This window comes from Streptomyces hesseae, assembly GCF_031845785.1.
In the GTDB taxonomy this organism is placed as follows: Bacteria; Actinomycetota; Actinomycetes; order Streptomycetales; family Streptomycetaceae; genus Streptomyces; species Streptomyces hesseae.
Genome location: NZ_JAVRFI010000003.1, coordinates 383,742 through 407,024 on the forward strand (window position 1 = coordinate 383,742; position 23,283 = coordinate 407,024).

Annotated in this window: 20 protein-coding genes; 4 read left to right on the forward strand and 16 right to left on the reverse strand. The window is 71.0% G+C overall.

Annotation, left to right across the window (positions count from 1 at the left end; genetic code table 11):
• Positions 1–41: 41 nt before the first annotated feature.
• Both RM609_RS07720 and RM609_RS07725 read right to left on the reverse strand, forming a co-directional pair.
• Positions 42–1,265, reverse strand: a complete 1,224-nt coding sequence (locus RM609_RS07720) for an FAD-dependent oxidoreductase (protein ID WP_311609006.1) — start codon at positions 1,263–1,265, stop codon at positions 42–44.
• Positions 1,266–1,329: 64 nt separating this feature from the next.
• Positions 1,330–2,595 (reverse strand): carboxylate--amine ligase, encoded by a 1,266-nt coding sequence (locus RM609_RS07725; protein ID WP_311609008.1) that lies wholly within the window; start codon positions 2,593–2,595, stop codon positions 1,330–1,332.
• A gap of 249 nt (positions 2,596–2,844) precedes the next feature.
• On the opposite strand from RM609_RS07725, the gene RM609_RS07730 reads away from it, so the two are divergent.
• The 3 genes from RM609_RS07730 to RM609_RS07740 all read left to right on the forward strand — a co-directional run bounded on the left by RM609_RS07730 (position 2,845) and on the right by RM609_RS07740 (position 5,399).
• Complete coding sequence (locus tag RM609_RS07730; RefSeq protein WP_311609010.1) at positions 2,845–4,020, forward strand: fumarylacetoacetate hydrolase family protein; 1,176 nt, start codon at positions 2,845–2,847, stop codon at positions 4,018–4,020.
• 6 nt (positions 4,021–4,026) lie between these two features.
• Positions 4,027–4,797, forward strand: a complete 771-nt coding sequence (locus tag RM609_RS07735; protein ID WP_311609011.1) for a GOLPH3/VPS74 family protein — start codon at positions 4,027–4,029, stop codon at positions 4,795–4,797.
• A 71-nt stretch (positions 4,798–4,868) separates the two neighbouring features.
• Positions 4,869–5,399 carry a hypothetical protein gene (locus RM609_RS07740; RefSeq protein WP_311609012.1) on the forward strand — a complete coding sequence of 177 codons (531 nt, stop codon included), beginning with the start codon at positions 4,869–4,871 and terminating at the stop codon, positions 5,397–5,399.
• Positions 5,400–5,487: 88 nt separating this feature from the next.
• Here RM609_RS07740 and nuoN read toward each other — a convergent pair whose 3' ends face one another.
• Genes nuoN through RM609_RS07810 form a run of 14 tightly spaced genes read right to left on the reverse strand, consistent with a single transcriptional unit; the run spans position 5,488 to position 21,547 of the window.
• The gene (nuoN, locus tag RM609_RS07745) at positions 5,488–7,143 is read right to left on the reverse strand and encodes an NADH-quinone oxidoreductase subunit NuoN (protein WP_311609014.1); all 1,656 of its coding nucleotides are present in this window, start codon (positions 7,141–7,143) and stop codon (positions 5,488–5,490) included.
• On the reverse strand, positions 7,140–8,747 hold the full coding sequence (locus RM609_RS07750; protein ID WP_311609016.1) for an NADH-quinone oxidoreductase subunit M: 1,608 nt from the start codon (positions 8,745–8,747) through the stop codon (positions 7,140–7,142). Before RM609_RS07750 ends, nuoN begins: the two co-directional genes overlap by 4 nt.
• A 2-nt stretch (positions 8,748–8,749) precedes the next feature.
• Positions 8,750–10,645, reverse strand: a complete 1,896-nt coding sequence (nuoL, locus tag RM609_RS07755; protein WP_311609017.1) for an NADH-quinone oxidoreductase subunit L — start codon at positions 10,643–10,645, stop codon at positions 8,750–8,752.
• Positions 10,646–10,658: 13 nt separating this feature from the next.
• Positions 10,659–10,958: an NADH-quinone oxidoreductase subunit NuoK gene (gene nuoK, locus RM609_RS07760; protein WP_126914763.1), complete on the reverse strand. Its 300-nt coding sequence runs from the start codon at positions 10,956–10,958 to the stop codon at positions 10,659–10,661.
• Positions 10,955–11,794, reverse strand: a complete 840-nt coding sequence (locus RM609_RS07765; RefSeq protein WP_311609019.1) for an NADH-quinone oxidoreductase subunit J — start codon at positions 11,792–11,794, stop codon at positions 10,955–10,957. Before RM609_RS07765 ends, nuoK begins: the two co-directional genes overlap by 4 nt.
• The gene (nuoI, locus tag RM609_RS07770) at positions 11,791–12,402 is read right to left on the reverse strand and encodes an NADH-quinone oxidoreductase subunit NuoI (RefSeq protein ID WP_311609020.1); all 612 of its coding nucleotides are present in this window, start codon (positions 12,400–12,402) and stop codon (positions 11,791–11,793) included. The genes RM609_RS07765 and nuoI overlap by 4 nt, the downstream gene beginning before the upstream one ends.
• Positions 12,395–13,738 (reverse strand): NADH-quinone oxidoreductase subunit NuoH, encoded by a 1,344-nt coding sequence (nuoH, locus tag RM609_RS07775; protein ID WP_311609156.1) that lies wholly within the window; start codon positions 13,736–13,738, stop codon positions 12,395–12,397. The genes nuoI and nuoH overlap by 8 nt, the downstream gene beginning before the upstream one ends.
• 38 nt (positions 13,739–13,776) lie before the next feature.
• Positions 13,777–16,287, reverse strand: a complete 2,511-nt coding sequence (locus RM609_RS07780) for an NADH-quinone oxidoreductase subunit G (protein ID WP_311609022.1) — start codon at positions 16,285–16,287, stop codon at positions 13,777–13,779.
• Positions 16,284–17,654 carry an NADH-quinone oxidoreductase subunit NuoF gene (gene nuoF, locus RM609_RS07785; RefSeq protein WP_311609024.1) on the reverse strand — a complete coding sequence of 457 codons (1,371 nt, stop codon included), beginning with the start codon at positions 17,652–17,654 and terminating at the stop codon, positions 16,284–16,286. The genes RM609_RS07780 and nuoF overlap by 4 nt, the downstream gene beginning before the upstream one ends.
• Positions 17,651–18,457, reverse strand: a complete 807-nt coding sequence (gene nuoE, locus RM609_RS07790) for an NADH-quinone oxidoreductase subunit NuoE (protein ID WP_311609158.1) — start codon at positions 18,455–18,457, stop codon at positions 17,651–17,653. The genes nuoF and nuoE overlap by 4 nt, the downstream gene beginning before the upstream one ends.
• Positions 18,458–18,474: 17 nt before the next feature.
• A complete protein-coding gene (locus tag RM609_RS07795) occupies positions 18,475–19,845 on the reverse strand; it encodes an NADH-quinone oxidoreductase subunit D (protein ID WP_311609026.1) in 1,371 nt (456 codons plus the stop codon).
• A complete protein-coding gene (locus RM609_RS07800; RefSeq protein WP_311609028.1) occupies positions 19,845–20,624 on the reverse strand; it encodes an NADH-quinone oxidoreductase subunit C in 780 nt (259 codons plus the stop codon). Before RM609_RS07800 ends, RM609_RS07795 begins: the two co-directional genes overlap by 1 nt.
• Positions 20,621–21,175 (reverse strand): NuoB/complex I 20 kDa subunit family protein, encoded by a 555-nt coding sequence (locus RM609_RS07805; protein WP_311609029.1) that lies wholly within the window; start codon positions 21,173–21,175, stop codon positions 20,621–20,623. Before RM609_RS07805 ends, RM609_RS07800 begins: the two co-directional genes overlap by 4 nt.
• A gap of 12 nt (positions 21,176–21,187) precedes the next feature.
• Entirely contained in the window at positions 21,188–21,547 is a 360-nt protein-coding gene (locus RM609_RS07810) for an NADH-quinone oxidoreductase subunit A (protein ID WP_126914770.1), read from the reverse strand.
• Positions 21,548–22,354: 807 nt separating this feature from the next.
• Here RM609_RS07810 and RM609_RS07815 point away from each other — a divergent pair.
• Complete coding sequence (locus tag RM609_RS07815) at positions 22,355–23,176, forward strand: C40 family peptidase (protein WP_311609031.1); 822 nt, start codon at positions 22,355–22,357, stop codon at positions 23,174–23,176.
• The last annotated feature ends 107 nt before the right edge of the window (positions 23,177–23,283 follow it).

Consider the following 23,283-nt stretch of genomic DNA (forward strand, 5'->3'; position numbering starts at 1 on the left):
ACTGTCATTTTTCCGGTCTTATCCCCCTAGAACACAGCCCCTCACTCCTGTCCCGCGACCGCCCTGGCCAGTCGCGGGGAGGCGTACTCGGTGCCGCAGACAAAGCGCATGACGGGCCCGTAGCTGGCGGCGGAGGGCAGTCCGGTGAAGTACAGACCGGGTACGGAGGAGCGATATCCGGCCATAAGCCGGGGGCCTCCGGCGCTCACCGCCAGGCGGGTGCGCAGCCCGGTGCCGAGGAAGTCCATGGCCGCCACATCCATCCGGTAGCCGGTGGCGGCGATGACATGGTCGGCGCGGAGCTCGCTCTCGGTGCCGTCCCGGTCGGGGCCGTCGCCCGACGCTGTCAGCGTAAGAACTGGACGACCTGATTCCACTCGGGCGCGGACGATCCGCTTCCCCTCGGTGACCTGCACCCGGCCCACAAAGCGCTCGCGCAGCCACCACGCGCCCAGCGGCCCCAGCACCCGGCGCACCAGATACTGCCGGGTGGGCGCGGGCAGCCGGCGGAAGCCGTCCGCGTAGTACGAGAAGGCGTACAGCGACCAGGCCCGTCCGAAGGGCGTGTCGGGCTTGAGCAGCGACTGCCCGTCGGGGGCCGCGCCGAAGCGGACCGCGCCCCGGCGCCGCGCCAGCACCCGTACCGACGCCGCGCCCGCCTCGGCCAGCAGCACGGCGGTCTCCAGCGCCGACTGCCCGGCGCCCACGACCACGACGTCCTTGCCCGCGAGGAGGGAGAGGTCACGGTGCTGGGAGCTGTGCGAGACCGGCCCGCTCGCCGAGGGCCCGCCCGGGACGGCCGCCGCGAGCTCGGGCGGCAGCTGGGCCAGCCCGCTCAGCCCCGTGGCGACGACCACGGCCCGCGCCGTGAACTGCTCCCCCGAGTCCAGCTTCAGCTCGAAGCCCCCGCCGGGGCCGCGCCGGTCGACCGACACCACCCGCTCCCGCTCCAGCTGGGGCACCAGCCGCTGCTGGAACCACATCCCGTAGCCGGCGAAGGTCTCCACCGGAATGGCGTCCCAGTCGGACTCGAAGCGGCGCTCGCCGACGTCCTGGCAGTAGTCGAAAAGGGTGTGCCCGGGCTGGGGGGCGTCGATGCTGGAGGCCGCGGGAGTGGATTTCAGCAGCATCCCGGCGGGCATGTGCTCCCGCCAGCTCACCATCGGCGAGCCGAAGACGCGTGTCGGCACGGCACGCGCTTTCAGGTGGGCTGCGGTCGAGAGGCCGTACGGACCGGCCCCGATGACGGCTACGGGAAGTGTCACGGATCCCCTCCCAGGGCACGCGGGGTGTTCGGCGTGGCGAATACGGGCGTTATCGGTACGGGCGTTATCGGTGGTGCGGGGCGGCCGAGGCGGCGCGGCGCCGGGCGCGCCACAGCTGCCACAGATGCCGGGCGCCCGGCCGTACGAGCCGGGCGAGCATGGTGAAAAAGGGCTTCATGTCGTCGCGGGCGGCCCACGCCAGCTCGGTGCCACTGGCCCGGGCGGGGGCGTGCGGGGTGGTGTAGCCGCTGCGCCGGTAGGCGGCGAAGGCGGGCAGGTCGATGTTCTCGACGATGAAACGGCGGCCGGTGAGCTGCTCGGCCTCCGGGACGGCACGGCCGGTGAGGTCCAGGTGCTGGGCCCGGACCACGTCGATACCGGCCTCGTTCTCGAAGAGACGGAACTGGGCGCCCATGCGGGGGTTGAAGTCCAGCAGCTTGTACCGGCCGTCACGCCGGTCGAAGCGCCAGTCCAGGTCGATGATCCCGCAGAAGCCGATCTGTTTGATGAACTGCGCCGCCATGGCGGCCAGTTCCGGATTGTCGACGACATAGGCGTTGGCGGTCATGCCCGCGTGCGGCGGCCAGGAGCGCACCTTCACGCCCGTGAACATCGCCAGCGGGGTGGACTCGGCGTCGAAGTAGGCGTGGACGATCCAGTCCTCGGCGTCCTCGCGCGGCAGGTACTCCTGGAGGATCACCCCCGGGGAGGCCCCCCAGCCGCGCGCCAGCTCCAGCAGCTCCCGGGGCCCGCCGATACGGGTCGTGCCGGGCACCGCGGGGCGCAGACGCCGCTCGAACGCCTCGCGGTTCTTGGCGACGACCGGGAACGTGGCGACCGAGGCGTACTTCTCGATCTCCTCGAACGAGGCGGGGAACAGCGTCGCCGGGGCGGGCACCCCGTGCTCCACGCACAGCTCGTGCAGCCCCTGCTTGCTGGCCAGCCGGCGCGGCAGCCCGGGCTCCACGGGCGGGAAGAGAAAACGGCCCGCGAGCGACTCGGCGTGCTCGGCGATCAGGACCGCCGCCTCCTCGTCGGTGGGGATCAGCACGGCCGGGCGCCCGATCCGCCGCCCGATCCCCAGCAGGCCCGCCACCAGCTCCTCCGCCCGCTCCGTACCGGTCGTCGGCCAGACGAACCCGGAGCTCAGATAGCGGGAGACGGCGGCGGGGGTCCATCTGTCCTCGGTGACCGCGTACATCGGAACGCCCAGCCTGCCGAGGCTGCGGATGGCGCCGACGCCGCCATGGTGCAGGGGATAGTCGCCGATCTTCACAATCAGCCCGGGTACGGACCGGTCCGCCGCCACGGGCGCGATCCTGCTCGCCACCAGCACCCCCCTCGGCCACCCAGCCTCAGCGGCCCCCCACTGTGTGTGACCCGACTTAGGACGCTACTTCGGAATCGACGTCTCCAGCAAGGAGTTACCGGACATTGCCCTCCCTTTAGCCAGCGGTCGGACACCTGTCGGACACCTCTTGCCGAACCTGTTTCGCCCAGGAAAACGTAAGTACTGTGTCGATCAGGTCACCGGGCCGACCAGGCCCCTGAGCTCACCGGAAGGCGAGGCAGCGTCCCCATGCCCCAGAACCGCCCCGAGCTGCCCGAAGGCGATCCCTTCGGCGCGGACACCCTCCCGTACGGCGTCTTCACCACCGCGGACGCTCCCGACCGCCCCCGGGTCGGCGTGCGCTACGGCGCGTACGTCCTGGATGCCGCCGCGGCCGCCGCCGCCCACGGCTCCGCCTACGCCGGGCTGCTGGACAAGCCCACGCTCAACCCGTTGCTGGCCGCCGGCCGCCCCACCTGGCAGGCCGTGCGCGCGGAGCTCGGCGGCTGGCTGGACGGCCCGCACTTCCACCCGCTGGAGGAGGTCACGCTGCGGCTGCCCTTCGAGGTCGCCGACTACGTCGACTTCTACGCCAGCGAGCACCACGCCTCCAACGTGGGCCGCATCTTCCGCCCCGACGCCCCCGAGCCCCTCACCCCCAACTGGAAGCACCTGCCCATCGGTTACCACGGGCGCGCCGGCACGATCGTGGTCTCGGGCACCGACGTCGTACGCCCCCAGGGCCAGCGCAAGGCGCCCACCGACGCCGCGCCCTCCTTCGGGCCCTCGCTGCGCCTCGACATCGAGGCCGAGGTCGGCTTCGTCGTCGGCACCCCCGCCCCCGAGAACACCCCCGTACCGCTCGACGCCTTCCGCGAGCACGTGTTCGGCGTCTGCCTCGTCAACGACTGGTCGGCCCGCGACCTCCAGGCCTGGGAGTACGTGCCGCTGGGCCCCTTCCTCGGCAAGTCGTTCGCCACGTCCGTCTCCGCGTGGATCACCCCGCTGGACGCCTTCGACACGGCCCGTACGCCCGCGCCGGAGCGCACCCACCCGCTGCTCCCCTACCTGGACGACGCGACCGCCGAGCCCGGCGGCATCGACCTGCGCATCGAGGTGAGCGTCAACGGCGAGGTCATCTCCCGGCCGCCCTTCTCCGCCATGTACTGGACGGCCGCCCAGCAGCTGGCCCATATGACCGTCAACGGCGCCTCGCTGCGCACCGGCGACTTCTACGCCTCCGGCACGGTCAGCGGCCCCGAGCCGGACCAGCTGGGCTGCCTGCTGGAGCTCACCCAGGGCAAGGGCCCCTGGCTGGCGGACGGCGACGTGGTGACCATCACCGCGTGGGCGCCCGGCGCGAACGGCGCGCGCGTCGGCCTGGGCGAGGTCACGGGGCGGATCGCACCGGCTCGTGAGCGCTGACGGCTCGTGAGCGCTGACGGGGCCGCCGGCCTGACCCTGCCGGAGGAGCTGATACTCCTCTCCCACGACCCGTCCGACGGCAAGCGGCTGTGCCGCACGCGACATCTGGAGTACGGCCTGGCCGGGGCGGTCCTGGCCGAGCTGGAACTGCGCGGGCTCGTGGCGGAGGAGCGCGGCGGGCCCGTCGGGTCCGGCGGCGTCCCTCCGGCGGACCAGCGGCTGGCCCTGCCGCTGGCGAGCCTGCCCACGTCCGGCGGGCCCGGCTCGATGAGCCGCCGGCGGCTCATCCGGACGGGCACCTCGACGTACGGGTGGATCCGCACGGCCTCCCGGCACATGGAGGAGCCCTGGATCATGGGCCTGGTGGAGCGCAGGGCCCTGACCGCGAAGGCCGCCGACCGGTTCGCCGTCGTCCGGCAACTGCGCTATCCCGTGGGGCCGGACGATCTGACCACGGCGACCCGGCAGCGCTTCGAGGCGGCTCGCAAGGCGGGTTTCCCCGGCCGGCGGGACCGGATGCTCGCCGGGCTGGTGTCCGCGACGGGCGTCGGCAAGGTCCTCTACCCGGGCTGGGGCTGCCGGAACGACCGCAAGGAGCTGCGGCGCCACATGCGTGACGAGTGGACCGCCCACGCCGTGCACCGCAACGTCTCGGATGACTCGTCCTCCTCCAGTGGGAGCGGTGGTGACGGCGGCGCCGGCGGCTCCGGCGGTCACGGTGGCCACGGCTGCGGGGGCCATGGCGGCTGCGGCGGTGGCGGCTGCGGAGGCGGTTGAGCCACCGGCGTGCTGCTAGCTTGTCGTGCCCGGCCCCGCCGGGTCGGGACATGACAAAGGAAAGGGCGCACGTGCGCAAGGCAGTACAGATCACGGGGGCGGCCGCTGTGGCCGCTGTGCTGATGACCGGCTGCGGCAGCAGCAGCGACAAGGGCGGTGACAAGAGCAAGGAGACCGGGGCCACGGCCCCGGCCACCGCCGACAGCGGGAAGCCGACGCCGGGCGGCGACGCGACCGCCACCCCGTCGCAGCGGGTCTCGGCCGCCGAGCTCAAGGGCGGCTGGTCGAAGGGCAAGCTGTCCGACCAGAGCCTGCTGATCCTGTCGTTCGCGGGCAACAAGGTGATGCTCAGCGGGAAGACGGCGTGCTCCGGCACTGTCGTCGACAACGCGCAGCCCGTCACACTGGAGATCACCCACTGCCAGGACGGCAGCACCGACTACAGCAAGGGCACCGTCAAGAGCTTCGACGGCAAGTCGCTGACGATCGCCTGGGCCTCCGGCAAGGAGGACACCCTCACCAAGGCCGTGGGCGCCGACGGCAAGCCCGCGGGCCTGCCCGCCGGGCTGCCTGCCGGTATCCCCGCCAAGCCCGCCGGCTGACGTACGTACGACGGCGCCCGGCATCCCTCGCGGGGGTGCCGGGCGCCGTCGTGTCGTGCGTCTGCTCGTGGGGCCACCGGACTACGGACTACCGGACGAAGACGCCCGCCTGCCCGGCCAGTTCCAGGAAGTACTGCGGGGCCAGACCGAGGACGAGGGTGACCACGACGCCGATGGCGATGGCCGAGGACGTCAGCGGGCTGGGCACCGCGACGGTGGGGCCCTCGGCCTTGGGCTCGCTGAAGAACATCAGCACGATCACCCGGATGTAGAAGAACGCCGCGATCGCCGAGGACAGCACACCGACGATGACCAGCGGCGCCGCCCCGCCCTGCGCGGCCGCCTTGAACACCGCGAACTTCCCCACGAAGCCGCTGGTGAGCGGGATGCCCGCGAAGGCCAGCAGGAAGACCGCGAAGACCGCCGCGACCAGCGGCGAACGCCGCCCGAGCCCCGCCCACTTCGACAGGTGCGTCGCCTCGCCGCCCGCGTCCCGCACCAGCGTCACCACCGCGAAAGCGCCCAGCGTGACGAAGGAGTAGGCGGCCAGATAGAAGAGGACCGAGGAGACGCCCTCGGGCGTGGCCGCGATGACACCGGCGAGGATGAAGCCCGCGTGGGCGATGGAGGAGTAGGCCAGCAGCCGCTTCACATCGGTCTGGGTGACGGCCACGATCGCGCCGACGAGCATCGTGACGATCGCGACGCCCCACATCACGGGCCGCCAGTCCCAGCGCATCCCCGGCAGGACCACATAGAGCAGCCGCAGCAGCGCGCCGAAGGCCGCGACCTTGGTCGCCGCCGCCATGAAACCGGTGACCGGCGTGGGGGCGCCCTGGTAGACGTCGGGCGTCCACATATGGAAGGGCACCGCGCCGACCTTGAACAGCAGCCCCATCAGCACCATCGCCACGCCGACCAGCAGCAGCGCGTCATTGGCCGTGCTCCCCGCGAGCGCCGGGTCCATCACCCGCGTGGTGCCGCTGACGACGTCGGCGATACCCGCGTAGGTGACGGTGCCCGCGTAGCCGTAGAGCAGCGCGATCCCGAAGAGCAGGAACGCGGAGGAGAAGGCGCCCAGCAGGAAGTACTTGACGGCCGACTCCTGCGACAGCAGCCGCTGGCGGCGGGCCAGGCCGCACAGGATGTACAGCGGGAGGGAGAACACCTCCAGGGCGATGAACAGCGTCAGCAGGTCGTCCGCGGCGGGGAAGACGAGCATGCCGCCGACGGCGAAGAGCACCAGCGGGAAGACCTCGGTGGTGACCAGACCCGCCGCCACCGCCTCCCGCTCGGCGTCCCCGCCCGGTACGGCCGCGGCCTGCGCGGCGAAGGAGTCGACAGGCTTGCCGTCGGACGCGGGGTCGAGCCGGCGCTCGGCGAAGGTGAACACCGCTACCAGGGAGACGAGGAGAATGGTGCCCTGGAGGAACAGCGCGGGCCCGTCGACGGCGACGGCGCCCATGGCCGCCACATGGGACTTGTCCGACGCGTAGCCGCCCGCCGCCAGGGCGACGACGGCGGCGAACGCCGCGGCCAGGCCGACGGCCGTCAGCGCGAGCTGGGCGGGGTGGCGGACCCGGCGCGGCAGGAAGGCCTCGGCGAGGACGCCCAGGATCGCGGCGCCGAGCACGATCAGCGTCGGGGAGAGCTGGGCGTACTCGATGTGCGGGCCGGGGATCTTCTTCGGCGCCTCGGCCGCCGCCAGTGTCCACAGGCTGTGGATAATTTCCGCGTGGCTCACTTGGCGGCCTCCACATCGTTCACGTGGGTGTCGGGCTGGGGATCGCTCTTGTGGACCTGCGACATGGTGTGCGCGACCGCCGGGTCCAGCAACTGCGTCACGGGCTTGGGATAGACGCCAAGGAAGAGCAGCAGCGCGATCAGCGGCGCGACGACGGCCAGCTCCCGCGCCCGCAGGTCGGGCATCTCCCGTACGGGCTCGGACACCGGGCCGGTCATCGTCCGCTGGTAGAGCACGAGGACGTAGAGCGCGGCGAGCACGATGCCGACGGTGGCGATGACACCGACGGCCGGATAGCGGCTGAAGGTGCCGACCAGGACCAGGAATTCGGAGACGAAGGGCGCGAGCCCCGGCAGCGACAGGGTGGCCAGACCGCCGACCAGGAAGGTGCCGGCGAGCACCGGGGCCACCTTCTGCACCCCGCCGTAGTCGCCGATGAGCCGGGAGCCGCGCCGGGAGATCAGGAAGCCCGCGACCAGCATCAACGCGGCGGTGGAGATCCCGTGGTTGACCATGTAGAGCGTCGCGCCGCTCTGGCCCTGGGTGGTCATCGCGAAGATGCCCAGGACGATGAAGCCGAAGTGCGAGATCGAGGCGTAGGCGATCAGGCGCTTGATGTCCCGCTGCCCGACGGCCAGCAGCGCCCCGTAGAGGATGCTGATCAGCGACAGCACCAGGACCACCGGCGTGGCCCACTTCGACGCCTCGGGGAAGAGCTGGAGGCAGAAGCGGAGCATCGCGAACGTGCCGACCTTGTCGACCACCGCGGTGATCAGCACGGCGACGGGCGCGGTGGCCTCGCCCATGGCGTTGGGCAGCCAGGTGTGCAGCGGCCACAGCGGCGCCTTGACGGCGAAGGCGAAGAAGAAGCCGAGGAACAGGGCCCGTTCGGTGGTGGTGGCGAAGTCCAGCTTCCCGGCGGCCCGCGCCTGGACGATCTCCGTCAGGGAGAAGGTGCCGTGGCCCAGCTGGTCGGCGGTGACCGCGTAGAGCCCGATGACCGCGGCGAGCATGATCAGTCCGCCGACGAGGTTGTAGAGCAGGAACTTCACCGCCGCGTACGAGCGCTGGGTGGCGCTCTCCGCCTCGCCGCGCTCCCCCGCCCGGTCGCCGAAGCCGCCGATGAGGAAGTACATCGGGATGAGCATGGCTTCGAAGAAGATGTAGAAGAGGAAGACGTCGGTGGCCTCGAAGGCGATCACCACCATCGCCTCGACCATCAGGATCAGCGCGAAGAAGCCCTGGGTGGGCCGCCAGCGCGACGATTTCGTCTCCAAGGGGTCCGCGTCGTGCCATCCGGCGAGCACGATGAAGGGGATCAGCAGCGCGGTCAGCCCGATCAGCACGACCGAGATGCCGTCGACGCCCAGCTCGTAGCGGACCCCGAAATCGGCGATCCAGGCGTGCGACTCGGTGAGCTGGAACGGGCCCTTGGCGCCCGGGTCGAAGCGCACGAGCTGCACCGCCGCCAGCACCAGGGTGACCAGCGAGACGGCCAGCGCGAGCCACTTGGCGGCCGCGCGCCGCTCGGCCGGGACGGCGGCCGTGGCGACCGCGCCCAGCGCGGGCACCACCGCCGTGGCCGTCAGCAGGGGAAATGACATGACTAGACCGCCCTCATCAGCAGGGTCGCGGCGATGAGCACCGCCGCACCGCCGAACATCGAGACCGCGTACGACCGTGCGAAGCCGTTCTGGAGCCGGCGCATCCGGCCCGACAGCCCGCCGACGGCGGCGGCCGTGCCGTTGACGACGCCGTCCACCAGCGTGTGGTCGACGTAGACCAGGCTCCGGGTCAGGTGCTCGCCACCCCGGACCAGCACGATGTGGTTGATGTCGTCCTGGAGCAGATCACGGCGGGCGATCCGCACCGGCAGGCTCGCGTCCGGCGCGGTGACCGGCACCGGCCGGCGCCCGTACTGCGACCAGGCGACCGCCACACCGATGAAGAGGACCACCAGGGTGGCCGCGGTGACCTGCACGGCGGTGACGGGCGAGTGGCCCTCCTCATGGCCGGTGACGGGCTCCAGCCACTTCAGGAAGGCGTCGTTGATACTGAACAGGCCGCCCGCGAGGACCGAGCCGACGGCGAGCACGATCATCGGGATCGTCATCACCTTGGGCGACTCGTGCGGACGCGGCAACTCACCGTTCGCGTCGGGCTGCCAGCGCTTCTCGCCGAAGAAGGTCAGCAGCATCACGCGCGTCATGTAGTACGCCGTGATCGCCGCGCCCAGCAGGGCCGCGCCGCCCAGGATCCAGCCCTCGGTGCCGCCCTTGGCGAAGGCCGCCTCGATGATCTTGTCCTTGGAGAAGAAGCCGGACAGACCGGGGAAGCCGATGATGGCGAGATAGCCGAGGCCGAAGGTGATGAAGGTGACGGGCATATAGCGGCGCAGTCCGCCGTAACGCCGCATGTCGACCTCGTCGTTCATGCCGTGCATCACCGAGCCCGCCCCGAGGAAGAGGCCGGCCTTGAAGAAGCCGTGGGTGACCAGGTGCATGATCGCGAAGGGGTAGCCGATCGGGCCCAGCCCGGCGGCCAGGACCATGTAGCCGATCTGGGACATCGTCGAGCCCGCGAGGGCCTTCTTGATGTCGTCCTTGGCACAACCGACGATCGCACCGAAGAGCAGCGTCACCGCGCCGACCGTGACGACGGCCGTCTGGGCGTCCGGCGCCCCGTCGAAGATCGGCCCGGAGCGGGTGATCAGGTACACCCCGGCGGTGACCATCGTCGCCGCGTGGATGAGCGCGGAGACCGGCGTGGGGCCCTCCATCGCGTCCCCGAGCCAGGACTGGAGGGGCACCTGGGCCGACTTGCCGCAGGCGGCCAGCAGCAGCACCAGCCCGATGGCCGTCAGCTTGCCCTCGCCCGCCCTGTCCGCGTTCTCCAGCACCGGCCCGAAGGCGAAGGTCCCGAAGGTGGTGAACATCAGCATCACGGCGATGGACAGGCCCATGTCGCCGACGCGGTTGACGAGGAACGCCTTCTTCGCCGCCGTGGCCGCGCTGGGCTTGTGCTGCCAGAAGCCGATCAGCAGGTACGACGCGAGGCCGACGCCCTCCCAGCCCACGTACAGCAGAAGGTAGTTGTCGGCGAGGACGAGCAGCAGCATCGCGGCGAGGAAGAGGTTGAGATAGCCGAAGAAGCGCCGCCGCCGCTCGTCGTGGGCCATGTAGCCGACCGAGTAGAGGTGGATCAGCGAGCCCACGCCCGTGATCAGCAGCACGAAGGTCATCGACAGCTGATCGAGCTGGAAGCCCACGTCGGCGCGGAAGCCGCCGACGGGCACCCAGCTGAACACGGTCGCGGCCAGCTCGCGGTCCTCGCCGCTCCGGCCCAGCATGTCGGCGAAGAGCACCACGCCGATGACGAACGACAGGGCGGCGGCGAGCGTGCCGATCCAGTGGCCCGCGCGGTCGAGCCGCCGCCCGCCGCACAGCAGCACGCCCGCGCCCAGCAGGGGCACCAGGACGAGCGTTCCGATGAGGTTCTCCACCGTCAGTGTCCCCTTACAGCTTCAGCAGGCCGGCGTCGTCGACCGAGGCGGAGTGGCGGGACCGGAAGATCGTCACGATGATCGCCAGGCCCACCACGACTTCGGCGGCGGCCACGACCATCGTGAAGAACGCGATGATCTGGCCGTCGAGATTGCCGTGCATCCGGGAGAAGGTCACGAACGCCAGATTGCAGGCGTTCAGCATCAGCTCGACGCACATGAAGATGACGATCGCGTTCCGCCGGATGAGCACACCGGTGGCACCGATGGTGAACAACAGGGCCGCCAGATAGAGGTAGTTCACGGGATTCACTTGGCCCCCTCCTCGGCGCGCTCTCCGGCGGGGCCCTTGTCCCGCTCCAGCCATTCCCCGGAGCGCTGCTCCAGCGCCGCCAGCTCCGCGAGCGCCTCGTCCGACACGTCGCGGATCTGGCCCCGCGCGCGCAGCGTGGGGCTGACGGTGAGCTCGGACGGCGTGCCGTCGGGCAGCAGGCCGGGGATGTCGACCGCGTTGTGCCGGGCGTAGACGCCGGGGGCGGGCAGGGGCGGCAGCTGCCTGCCCTCGCGCACGCGCCGCTCGGCCAGCTCGCGCTGGGTGGCGGGAGGCTCGGCGCGCTCGCGGTGGGTCATCACCATCGCCCCGACGGCGGCGGTGATGAGCAGGGCGCCGGTGATCTCGAAGGCGAAGACGTACTTGGTGAAGAGCAGCGCGGCGAGGCCCTGGACGTTGCCGCCGGCGTTGGCCCGGCCCAGCCCGTCGAAGTCGCGCAGCGCGGCGTTGGAGATGCCCGCGGCCAGCAGGACGCCGAAGCCCAGCGCGCACAGCCCGGCGAGGAGCCGCTGGCCCTTGATGGTCTCCTTCAGCGAGTCCGCGGCGGTGACGCCCACGAGCATCACCACGAACAGGAAGAGCATCATGATCGCGCCGGTGTAGACGACGATCTGTACGACGCCCAGGAAGTAGGCGCCGTTGGCGAGGTAGAACACCGCCAGGACGATCATCGTCCCGGCGAGGCAGAGCGCGCTGTGCACGGCCTTCTTCATCAGCACCGCGCCGAGCGCGCCGGCCACGGCGACGACCGCCAGGATCCAGAACTGGACGGCCTCGCCCGTCGACGTCAGATACGAGGAGGCGGCGAGGCCGCTCATGCCTCCACCCCCTCGTCCTGGGGACGCTCGCCCTTGGAGAGGGCGACCTGGCGGACCGTGCCCGGGGCGGGGCCCGTCACCAGGCCCCGGTAGTAGTCCTGTTCGGTCATGCCGGGGAAGATCGCGTGCGGGGTGTCGACCATGGGTTCCTCAAGGCCCGCGAGGAGCTGCTCCTTGGTGTAGATCAGCGACTCGCGGCTGGCGTCGGCCAGTTCGTACTCGTTGGTCATCGTCAGGGCGCGGGTCGGGCACGCCTCGACGCACAGGCCGCACAGGATGCAGCGGAGGTAATTGATCTGGTAGACGCGGCCGTAGCGCTCGCCCGGCGAGTAGCGCTCCTCGTCGGTGTTGTCCGCGCCCTCGACGTAGATCGCGTCCGCCGGGCAGGCCCAGGCGCACAGCTCGCAGCCGATGCACTTCTCCAGGCCGTCGGGGTGGCGGTTGAGCTGGTGGCGGCCGTGGAAGCGCGGCGCGGTGTGCTTCTTCTCCTCCGGGTACTGCTCGGTCAGCCGCTTCTTGAACATGGCCTTGAAGGTCACGCCGAAGCCGGCCACGGGATTCTGGAAGGGGTCCCGGGGGGCGTCCCCCCGGGAAGACTCGCTAGACACCGTCGGCCTCCTCTCGGTCACTCTGAGTGTCCACCCCACCACTGACAATCAGCTCCCGGTCCTGGCGGGACCGGCGCCGGGGCACGGGCGGCAGGCTCTGGCCGGGCAGCGGCGGCACGGGGAAGCCCCCCGCCATGGGGTCGAAGACGGGCGCCGGGCCCTCGGTCTCCTCCCCCGCCTTCTCGCCGTCCGCCCCGCCCTTGCCCCCGCCCGCGTGGAACAGGTCGAAGAGCAGCGACAGCAGCAGGAGTCCGAGGACCCCGCCCCCGACGTAGAGCACGATGTCCTGGAAGGCGTAGTTCTCGTTCCGCAGCGCCCGCACGGTCGCGACGAGCATCAGCCAGACCACCGAGACCGGGATGAGCACCTTCCAGCCCAGCTTCATCAGCTGGTCGTAGCGCACCCGGGGCAGCGTGCCGCGCAGCCAGATGAAGAAGAACAGCAGCAGCTGCACCTTGATGACGAACCACAGCATCGGCCACCAGCCGTGGTTCGCGCCCTCCCAGAACGCGGAGAGCGGATACGGGGCCCGCCAGCCGCCCAGGAAGAGGGTGGTCGCGACCGCCGAGACCGTCACCATGTTCACGTATTCGGCGAGCATGAACATCGCGAACTTGATGGACGAGTACTCGGTGTTGAAGCCGCCGACCAGGTCGCCCTCGGACTCCGGCATGTCGAAGGGGGCCCGGTTGGTCTCGCCGACCATCGTGGCGATGTAGATGACGAAGGAGACCGGCAGCAGCAGGATGTACCAGCGGTCGTGCTGCGCCTCGACGATCGCCGAGGTCGACATCGAGCCGGAGTAGAGGAAGACCGACGCGAAGGCAGCGCCCATCGCGATCTCGTACGAGATCATCTGCGCGCACGAGCGGAGCCCGCCGAGCAGCGGATACGTCGAGCCCGACGACCAGCCGGCCAGCACGATGCCGTAGATGCCGACCGAGGCGACCGCGAGGATGTACAGGATCGCGATCGGCAGGTCGGTCAGCTGCATCGTCGTGCGGTGGCCGAGGATCGAGACCTCGTTGCCGGAGGGGCCGAAGGGGATCACCGCGATGGCCATGAACGCGGGGATGGCGGCGACGACCGGCGCGAGGACGTAGACGACCTTGTCGGCGCGCCGGACGATCAGGTCCTCCTTGAGCATCAGCTTGATGCCGTCGGCCAGGGACTGCAGCATCCCCCAGGGGCCGTGCCGGTTGGGGCCGATGCGCAGCTGCATCCAGGCGACGACCTTGCGCTCCCAGACGATGGAGAAGAGCACGGTCACCATCAGGAACGCGAAGCAGAAGACTGCCTTGATCACCACCAGCCACCAGGGGTCCCTGCCGAACATCGACAGGTCCTCGACCGCCAGTTGAGTCAGCGCAGGACTCACGACCGCACCTCCGGCCTCTTCGCTCCACCCTCGTCACCGGCATCCGCGCCGATGCGCACCAGCTCGCCCGGCCGCGCCCCGGTGCCGGAGGCGACGCCTCCGCCGACGGAGTTCAGCGGGAGCCAGACCACCCGGTCGGGCATGGCCGTGATCCGCAGCGGCAGCCGCACCGAGCCGTACGGGCCCGTCACGGCGAGGAGTTCGCCGTCGCGCACCCCCGCCTCGGCCGCCGTCGCCGCCGACACCCGGGCGAGCGCCGGGTGCCGGGTGCCGGCCAGCGCCTCGTCCCCGTCCTGGAGCCGGCCCCGGTCCAGCAGCATCCGGTGGCCCGCGAGCACCGCCTCGCCGCGCTCGGGCCGGATCGGCGGCCGGCCGGGCTCCGCAGGGCCGGACGGACGCTCGCCGTCCCAGGTCCCCAGCCGCGTCAGCTCGGCCCGTACGGCCGGGAGGGCGTCCAGGGCGAGCGGCACGTCCATGGCGTCCGCCAGCATGTGCAGCACCCGGAAGTCCGGCAGATTGTGCCGCCGTCCGAGCTGGTCCGGCTTGAGCGCCGCCTCGAACGGCCGTGCCCGGCCCTCCCAGTTGAGGAACGTCCCGGACTTCTCCGCGACGGCCGCGACCGGCAGCACCACGTCCGCCCGGTCCGACACCTCACTCGGCCGCTGCTCCAGGCTGACGAGGAAGCCCACCGCGTCCAGCGCCTCGCGGGCCCGCGCCGGATCGGGCAGGTCCGCGACCTCCACGCCGCCCACGAGCAGCGCGGCCAGCTCGCCCGTGGCGGCCGCCTCCACGATCTGGCCGGTGTCCCGGCCGGCGCCGCGCGGCAGTCCGGCCACGCGCCACACCTCCGCCGTCTCCTGGCGCGCCCGCGGGTCGGTGACGGGCCGGCCGCCCGGCAGCAGCCCCGGCAGGGCCCCCGCCTCCAGCGCGCCCCGCTCGCCCGCCCGGCGCGGCAGCCACACCAGCCGCGCGCCCGTCGCCGCGGCCGCCGCCACGGCGGCCGTCAGCCCGCCGGGCACCCCGGCCAGCCGCTCGCCGACGAGGATCAGCGCGCCCGGCGCGCGCAGCGCGTCCGACGCAGCCCGCCCGGCCGCCTCCAGGCCCGACGCGTCCGCCAGCGCCCGCAGCCACTCCGGCTCCGTGCCCGGCGCGGCAGGCAGCAGCGTGCCGCCCGCCTTCGTCAGGCCCGGGGTCGCGTAGGGGGCCAGCGCGAACAAGCGCTGGCCGCGCTTGCGCCACGCCTTGCGCAGCCGCAGGAAGACGCCGGGCGCCTCCTCCTCGGCCTCCAGCCCCACGAGCAGCGCGGCGGGCGCCTGCTCCAGGAGCGTGTACGTCACCCCGGTGCCGTCCAGGTCGCGGCCGTGCCCGGCGACGTGGGCGGCGAGGAAGTCGGCCTCCTCGCCGCTGTGCGTCCGCGCCCGGAAGTCGACGTCGTGGGTGTCGAGGGCGACGCGGGCGAACTTGGCGTAGGCGTAGGCGTCCTCCACCGTCAGCCGGCCGCCGGTCAGCACCCCGGCCCGGCCGCGCGCGGCCGCCAGTCCCCGGGCCGCGGTCTCCAGCGCCTCCGGCCAGCTCGCCGGCGTGAGGACGCCGTTCCCGTCCCGGACCAGCGGGGTGTCGAAGCGCTCCGGCCGCTGCGCGTAGCGGAAGGCGAAGCGGCCCTTGTCGCACACCCATTCCTCGTTGACCTCGGGGTCCTCCGCGGCCAGCCGGCGCATCACCTTGCCGCGCCGGTGGTCGGTGCGCATCGCGCAGCCGCCCGCGCAGTGCTCGCACACCGACGGGGAGGAGACCAGGTCGAAGGGGCGGGCGCGGAATCGGTACGCCGCCGAGGTGAGCGCGCCCACCGGGCAGATCTGGATGGTGTTGCCGGAGAAGTACGACTGGAAGGGGTCGCCCTCGCCGGTGCCGACCTGTTCCAGCGCGCCGCGCTCCAGCAGCTCGATCATCGGGTCGCCCGCGATCTCGTTGGAGAAGCGGGTGCAGCGCGCGCACAGCACACAGCGCTCGCGGTCCAGCAGGATCTGCGTGGAGATGGGCATCGGCTTCTCGTAGGTGCGCTTGCGCCCCTCGAAGCGGCTGTCCGCCTGGCCCGCCGACATGGCCTGGTTCTGGAGGGGGCACTCGCCGCCCTTGTCGCAGACGGGGCAGTCCAGCGGGTGGTTGATGAGCAGCAGCTCCATCACGCCGCGCTGTGCCTTCTCGGCGACGGGCGAGGTGAGCTGGGTCTTCACCACCATGCCGTCCGTGCAGGTGATGGTGCACGACGCCATGGGCTTGCGCTGGCCCTCGACCTCGACGATGCACTGTCTGCACGCGCCCACCGGATCCAGCAGCGGATGGTCGCAGAACCGCGGGATCTCGATGCCCAGCAGCTCGGCCGCCCGGATGACGAGGGTGCCCTTCGGCACGGAGAGCTGGATGCCGTCGATGGTGACGGACACCAGGTCCTCCGGCGGGACGGCCGCGTTCCCTCCTCCGGAGGGGGCGGACGTGGTCACTGTCATGCGTTCACCCCCAGGTGAGCGTGCTGGTTGGTGGCGGGGCCGTCGGCCCACACGGTCGACTTCGCCGGGTCGAAGGGGCATCCCTTGCCCTTGATGTGCTGCTCGTACTCCTCGCGGAAGTACTGGAGCGAGGAGAAGATCGGGCTGGCGGCGCCGTCGCCCAGCGCGCAGAAGGACTTGCCGTTGATGTTGTCGGCGATGTCGGCGAGCTTGTCGAGGTCGGCCATCCGCCCCTTGCCCGCCTCGATGTCGCGGAGCAACTGGACGAGCCAGTAGGTGCCTTCGCGGCAGGGCGTGCACTTGCCGCAGGACTCGTGGGCGTAGAACTCGGTCCAGCGGGTGACGGCCCGGACGACGCAGGTCGTCTCGTCGAAGCACTGGAGGGCCTTGGTGCCGAGCATCGACCCGGCCGCGCCCACGCCCTCGTAGTCCAGGGGGACATCGAGGTGGGCGTCGGTCAGCAGCGGGGTCGAGGAGCCGCCCGGCGTCCAGAACTTCAGCCGGTGGCCGGGGCGCATCCCGCCGCTCATGCCGAGCAGTTGGCCGAGGGTGATGCCCAACGGGGCCTCGTACTGGCCGGGGTTGGCGACATGGCCGCTGAGGGAGTACAGCGTGAAGCCGGGCGACTTCTCGCTGCCCATCGAACGGAACCATTCCTTGCCCCGGAGGAAAATCGCGGGAACCGAGGCGATGGATTCGACGTTGTTCACGACAGTGGGGCAGGCGTAGAGGCCGGCGACCGCGGGGAAGGGGGGCCGGAGCCGGGGCTGGCCGCGGCGGCCCTCCAGCGAGTCGAGCAGGGCGGTCTCCTCGCCGCAGATATAGGCGCCCGCCCCCGCGTGCACGGTGACGTCGAGGTCGAGTCCGCTGCCCAGGACGTTCCGGCCGAGATAGCCCGCCGCGTACGCCTCGCGCACGGCCTCGTGCAGCCGGCGGAGCACGGGGACGGTCTCGCCGCGCAGATAGATGAAGGCGCGGTCGGAGCGGATCGCCCAGCAGGCGATGACCATGCCCTCGATGAGGGCGTGGGGGTTGGCGAGGAGGAGGGGGATGTCCTTGCAGGTGCCGGGCTCGGACTCGTCCGCGTTGACGACGAGGTAGTGGGGCTTGCCGTCGCCCTGGGGGATGAACTGCCACTTCATCCCGGTGGGGAAGCCGGCGCCGCCGCGGCCGCGCAGCCCGGAGTCCTTCACATACGCGATGACATCGTCGGGGGTCATCGCGAGGGCCTTGCGCGCGCCCTCGTAGCCCTCGTGCCGGAGATAGGTCTCCAGCGTCCAGGACCGTGGTTCGTCCCAGAAGGCGCTGAGGACGGGTGCGAGCAGTTTCTCGGGGCTGGTCTCGAAGATCTCGGGCGCCATGGTCATCCCTCCCCCTCCTTGGTGACCGGTCCGCTGGGATGCTCGGGGTCCGAGGCGGACGTCTGCTGCGGCGCGTCATGGGAGCCGGGGTGCTCCGGCGGGCGCTCGTCCTGCGGCGGCTCGCCGCGCGGCGGCCCCACCCGGTGCGCGCCCTCGCCCCTGGCCAGCCGGAGCCCGGCCAGCGAGGCGGGCCCGGCCCCGCCGCCCGCCTCGACGGCGCCCGGCCGCCGGTCGGGGAAGCCGGCCAGGATGCGGGCCGTCTCCTTGTACGTGCACAGGGGCGCCCCGCGCGTGGGCTCGACGGGACGGCCGGCACGGAGGTCGTCGACGAGCGCCCTGGCGCTCTCGGGCGTCCGGTTGTCGAAGAACTCCCAGTTGACCATCATCACGGGCGCGTAGTCGCAGGCCGCGTTGCACTCGATGTGCTCCAGGGTGACCTTGCCGTCGGCGGTGGTCCCGCCGTTGTCCACGCCGAGGTGCCGCTTGAGCTCGTCGAAGATGGCGTCGCCGCCCAGCACCGCGCACAGGGTGTTGGTGCACACCCCGACCTGGTAGTCGCCCCCGGGCGCGCGCCGGTACATGGTGTAGAAGGTCGAGACCGCCGTGACCTCGGCCGTGGTGAGCCCCAGCCGCTCGGCGCAGAACCGGATGCCGGTACGGGTGACGTGCCCGTCCTCGGCCTGCACCAGGTGCAGCAGCGGCAGCAGGGCGCTGCGGCTGTCGGGGTAGCGGGCGATCACCTCGTCGGCGTCCGCGTCCAGCCGGGCGCGGACGTCGGCGGGATAGTCGGGGGCGGGGAGCGCGGGCATCCCCAGGCTGACATCACTCACCGGTCAACGCCTCCCATCACGGGATCGATCGAGGCCACCGCCACGATGACGTCGGCGACCATGCCGCCCTCGCACATCGCCGCCATGGCCTGGAGGTTGGTGAAGGAGGGGTCCCGGAAGTGGACCCGGTAGGGGCGGGTGCCGCCGTCGCTGACGACGTGCACGCCCAGCTCCCCCTTGGGGGACTCCACGGCGACGTACGTCTGCCCCGGCGGCACCCGGAAGCCCTCCGTCACCAGCTTGAAGTGGTGGATCAGGGCCTCCATCGAGGTGCCCATGATCTTCTTGATGTGGTCGAGGGAGTTGCCCAGCCCGTCCGGCCCGAGGGCCAGCTGCGCGGGCCAGGCGATCTTCTTGTCGGCGACCATGACCGGGCCGGGCTGGAGCCGGTCCAGGCACTGCTCGACGATCCGCAGCGACTGCCGCATCTCCTCCAGCCGGATCAGGAAGCGGCCGTAGGCGTCGCAGGTGTCGGTAGTCGCCACGTCGAAGTCGTAGTTCTCGTAGCCGCAGTAGGGCTGGGCCTTGCGCAGGTCGTGCGGGAGCCCGGCGGAGCGCAGGATGGGCCCGGTGGCGCCCAGCGCCATGCAGCCGGTGAGGTCGAGGTGGCCGATGCCCTCCATCCGGCCCTTGAAGATGGGGTTGCCGGTGGCGAGCTTGTCGTACTCGGGCAGGTTCCGGCGCATCTTCTTGACGAACTCGCGGACCTGGTCGACCGCGCCGGGCGGCAGGTCCTGGGCGAGGCCGCCGGGGCGGACGTACGCGTGGTTCATCCGCAGGCCGGTGATCAGCTCGAAGACGTCGAGGACCATCTCGCGGTCGCGGAAGCCGTAGATCATGATCGTGGTGGCACCGAGCTCCATTCCGCCGGTGGCGATGGCCACCAGGTGGGAGGAGATTCGGTTCAGCTCCATGAGCATCACCCGGATGACGGAGGCCCGGTCGGGGACCTGCTCCTCGATGCCGAGCAGCCGCTCCACGCCCAGGCAGTACGCCGTCTCGTTGAAGAACGGCGTGAGGTAGTCCATGCGCGTCACAAAGGTGGTGCCCTGGGTCCAGTTGCGGAACTCCAGGTTCTTCTCGATGCCGGTGTGGAGATAGCCGATGCCGCAGCGGGCCTCGGTGACCGTCTCGCCGTCGATCTCCAGGATCAGCCGGAGCACCCCATGGGTGGAGGGGTGCTGGGGACCCATGTTGACGACGATGCGCTCGTCGTCGGCCCGCTTGGCGGCCGCGGCGATCTCGTTCCAGTCGCCGCCGGTGACCGTGTAGACGGTCCCCTCGGTGGTCTCGCGCGCGCCGGCGGGGGCCTCGTGGGCGGCGCCGTTTTCAGGGGCCTCGTGGGCGGTGCCATTGGGGGTGGACATCACGAGTACGACCTCCGCTGATCGGGAGCGGGAATCCGGGCGCCCTTGTACTCGACGGGGATGCCGCCGAGGGGGTAGTCCTTGCGCTGCGGAAAGCCCTGCCAGTCGTCCGGCATCATGATCCGCGTGAGCGCCGGGTGGCCGTCGAAGACCAGGCCGAAGAAGTCGTACGTCTCGCGCTCGTGCCAGTCGTTGGTCGGATAGACGTCGACGATCGACGGGATGTGCGGATCGGCGTCGGGGACGCTCACCTCCAGCCGGATCAGCCGGTTGTGGGTGATCGAACGCAGGTGGTAGACGGCGTGCAGCTCACGCCCCTTGTCCCCGGGGAGGTGCACCCCGCTGACCCCGGTGCACAGCTCGAAGCGGAGCGCCGGGTCGTCGCGCAGCGTCCGGGCGACGCGCGGCAGGTGCTCACGGGCGATGTGGAAGGTGAGCTCGTCCCGGTCGACCACGGTCTTCTCGATCGCGTTCTCCGGCACCAGCCCCTGCTCCTCCAGGGCCCCTTCCAGCTCGTCCGCCACCTCGTCGAACCAGCCCCCGTACGGACGGGTGGCCTCGCCCGGCAGCCGTACGGTCCGGACGAGCCGGCCGTAGCCGGTGGTGTCACCGCCGTTGTTCGCGCCGAACATGCCGTGCCGGACGCCGATGACCTCGCCGTGGTCCAGGCGCTGGCCGGGCAGGTTCTGGGCGCCGAGGTCCTTGTCGGGATTGACGCCGTTGGGGGCCTTGGGGCCGGGAGCCCCGTCCTTCTTGTTATCGGCGTTCGGCTCGCTCATCGCAGCAGCCCCTTCATGTCGATAAGGGGCAGGGCCTTCAGGGCCGTCTTCTCCGCCTCGGCCTCCGCGTCCGCGCGCTGCGCGCCGAGCTTCTCGGCCTGGATCTTCTTGTGCAGCTTGAGGATCGAGTCCATGAGCATCTCGGGCCGGGGCGGGCAGCCGGGCAGATAGATGTCGACCGGCACGATGTGGTCGACGCCCTGCACGATCGCGTAGTTGTTGAACATGCCGCCGCTGGACGCGCAGACCCCCATGGAGATCACCCACTTGGGGTTGGGCATCTGGTCGTAGACCTGCCGCAGCACGGGCGCCATCTTCTGGCTCACCCGGCCCGCCACGATCATCAGATCGGCCTGTCGGGGCGAGCCCCGGAAGACCTCCATCCCGAAGCGGGCGAGGTCATAGCGCCCCGCTCCGGTCGTCATCATCTCGATGGCACAGCAGGCGAGGCCGAAGGTGGCCGGGAAGACGGACGCCTTGCGCACCCATCCCGCGGCCTGTTCGACGGATGTCAGCAGAAAGCCGCTCGGCAGCTTCTCCTCGAGTCCCATGCGACGAGCCCCCTAGTCCCATTCCAGGCCGCCGCGCCGCCATACATAGGCGTAGGCGACGAAGACGGTGAGCACGAAGAGGAGCATCTCCACGAGCCCGAACAGCCCCAGGGAGTCGAAGGTGACCGCCCAGGGGTAGAGGAAGACGACCTCGATGTCGAAGACGATGAAGAGCATCGCCGTCAGGTAGTACTTGATCGGGAAGCGGCCGCCGCCGGCCGGGTGCGGGGTCGGCTCGATGCCGCATTCGTACGCTTCGAGCTTGGCGCGGTTGTAGCGCTTGGGCCCCACGAGCGAGCCCACGACCACGGAGAAGATCGCGAAGCCCGCACCGAGGGCTCCCAGTACGAGGATGGGCGCATAGGCGTTCACCGCTCCTCGCTCCTTCCAGTCTGTCGACGCTGACTGCTGGCTTTGACCGGACCCGGCGGTGGAGTTCCGCGAAGATCGCCACCATGTGAGGCAGTTCACAAGCCCGGGTCGCCTGCATCCTATGCCCGCCGGTCTGTGATCTGCGACACGGCGTACACGACCGCGTTTGTGATCTCCACCACCTGACGAACGATCATTAAGTCGGATGAGCGGTGATCTTCATACGCGAAGCGGTTGAGTGATCACCAGAGGTGACATTCGGGGACTCCGGCGCTGGTCGGAGCGGGTGAGCCATTATCAAGCCATGGCGTGATCGGGCAAATTGGCATGAGGGCCGGTCAACTGATAAAGGCATGCATGCCGCCCACTGAGGGGGCGACGGCCGGCACCGCTCCTCGGCGGGCGACGCACCCGGGCACCCCCGGACGGTCGACGGACCGTCACCGAACCGGCGCCCGGACCGCCCTCGGGACCGCCGATTCGGCCCTCGATACGCGCACCCCTTCACGAGCCGCCCCGAGAGGCCGGACGGACGCGCGATACGTGAGTTGCACCACGCACCGGGGGGTTCGGCGGCCGGATTTTATGGGTAGCCTCGACGCCCGCTCCGTAAAGGTGATAAGACGCCCGGCGGTCGTCGCCAATGGCCAAATGCCATGCTGAGGCGCTTGATCACCCGTTCGGGGACCCATTGCGCCGTGACCTCTCTGTGATCAAAAGGCCCTATTTCTAGGCGCGTACACGCCAACTGTGGCGCAGGTCACTTATCTTGAACTCAACCTGTGCGGACTGATAGTCCGTTGTCCCATGTCCCCGAACGCGCATATAACCAGCCACCGAAAGCACCGTCGCCCGGCGACCCAGTCCTGGGTCGTCCGCACGGGTGTGGCAGGTGGCGTCCTCAGCACCCTGGCCGTGGCCGGCACCGCTTCCGCCGCCACCGCCGCCGCCGAGAAGCCGGCCGAGGCGACCCAGGAGATCCCCGCGTTCAACGCGGCCCTCTCCACCTCCATCGCGCAGAGCGCGGTCGCCACGCAGCAGGCGGCCATGGACACCCAGATCCGCGCCCAGGTGGACGAGGCCGTCGACGTCGCCAAGGCGCAGGCCAAGAAGGTCAAGGACGAGGCGGAGCGCAAGGCCGAGGCCGAGCGCAAGGCCGCCGAGGCCGAGGCCAAGCGCGCCGAGCAGGACCGTGCCTCCCGCGACAGCGACCGCTCGGACCTGGGCACGAAGTCGACCTCCGGCTCCAGCACCGGCTCCAGCTCCCACGCCAGCGGCAACTCCTCCTCCCTGGTCAGCTTCCTGGAGGCCCAGGTCGGCAAGGCGTACATCATGGGCGCCACCGGCTCCTCCGCGTACGACTGCTCCGGCCTGGTCATGGCCGCGTACAACCAGATCGGCATCGACCTGCCCCGCGTCTCGCAGGACCAGTCGACCGCCGGTACCCAGGTGGGTCTCGACAACCTCCAGGTCGGCGACATCCTCTACTGGGGCCCCGCGGGCAGCGCGTACCACGTCGCCGTCTACATCGGCGGTGGCAAGTTCATCGGCGCGCAGAACCCGAGCACGGGTGTCGTCGAGCGCAGCCTGAGCTACTCCCCGCCCACGGGCGCCGTCCGCGTCATGTGATTTCCGCGGATCCGCACGCACGGAAGGGCCGCCGCTCCCCCCGCTCGGGACGGCGGCCCTTCGGCGTATCCGGGAACCCGGTGCCCACCCCCGTTACCCTCGGGCAC

Bases quoted from the DNA above. Each gene is read 5' to 3' on its own strand.
- RM609_RS07800 (WP_311609028.1), bottom strand. From the start codon at position 20,624: ATGAGCGAGCCGAACGCCGATAACAAGAAGGACGGGGCTCCCGGCCCC.
- nuoE (WP_311609158.1), bottom strand. From the start codon at position 18,457: ATGCCCGCGCTCCCCGCCCCCGACTATCCCGCCGACGTCCGCGCCCGG.
- RM609_RS07730 (WP_311609010.1), top strand. From the start codon at position 2,845: ATGCCCCAGAACCGCCCCGAGCTGCCCGAAGGCGATCCCTTCGGCGCG.
- nuoF (WP_311609024.1), bottom strand. From the start codon at position 17,654: ATGACCATGGCGCCCGAGATCTTCGAGACCAGCCCCGAGAAACTGCTC.
- nuoH (WP_311609156.1), bottom strand. From the start codon at position 13,738: ATGTTCGGCAGGGACCCCTGGTGGCTGGTGGTGATCAAGGCAGTCTTC.
- RM609_RS07780 (WP_311609022.1), bottom strand. From the start codon at position 16,287: ATGACAGTGACCACGTCCGCCCCCTCCGGAGGAGGGAACGCGGCCGTC.
- RM609_RS07765 (WP_311609019.1), bottom strand. From the start codon at position 11,794: ATGAGCGGCCTCGCCGCCTCCTCGTATCTGACGTCGACGGGCGAGGCC.
- RM609_RS07795 (WP_311609026.1), bottom strand. From the start codon at position 19,845: ATGTCCACCCCCAATGGCACCGCCCACGAGGCCCCTGAAAACGGCGCC.
- RM609_RS07805 (WP_311609029.1), bottom strand. From the start codon at position 21,175: ATGGGACTCGAGGAGAAGCTGCCGAGCGGCTTTCTGCTGACATCCGTC.
- RM609_RS07815 (WP_311609031.1), top strand. From the start codon at position 22,355: ATGTCCCCGAACGCGCATATAACCAGCCACCGAAAGCACCGTCGCCCG.
- RM609_RS07750 (WP_311609016.1), bottom strand. From the start codon at position 8,747: ATGTCATTTCCCCTGCTGACGGCCACGGCGGTGGTGCCCGCGCTGGGC.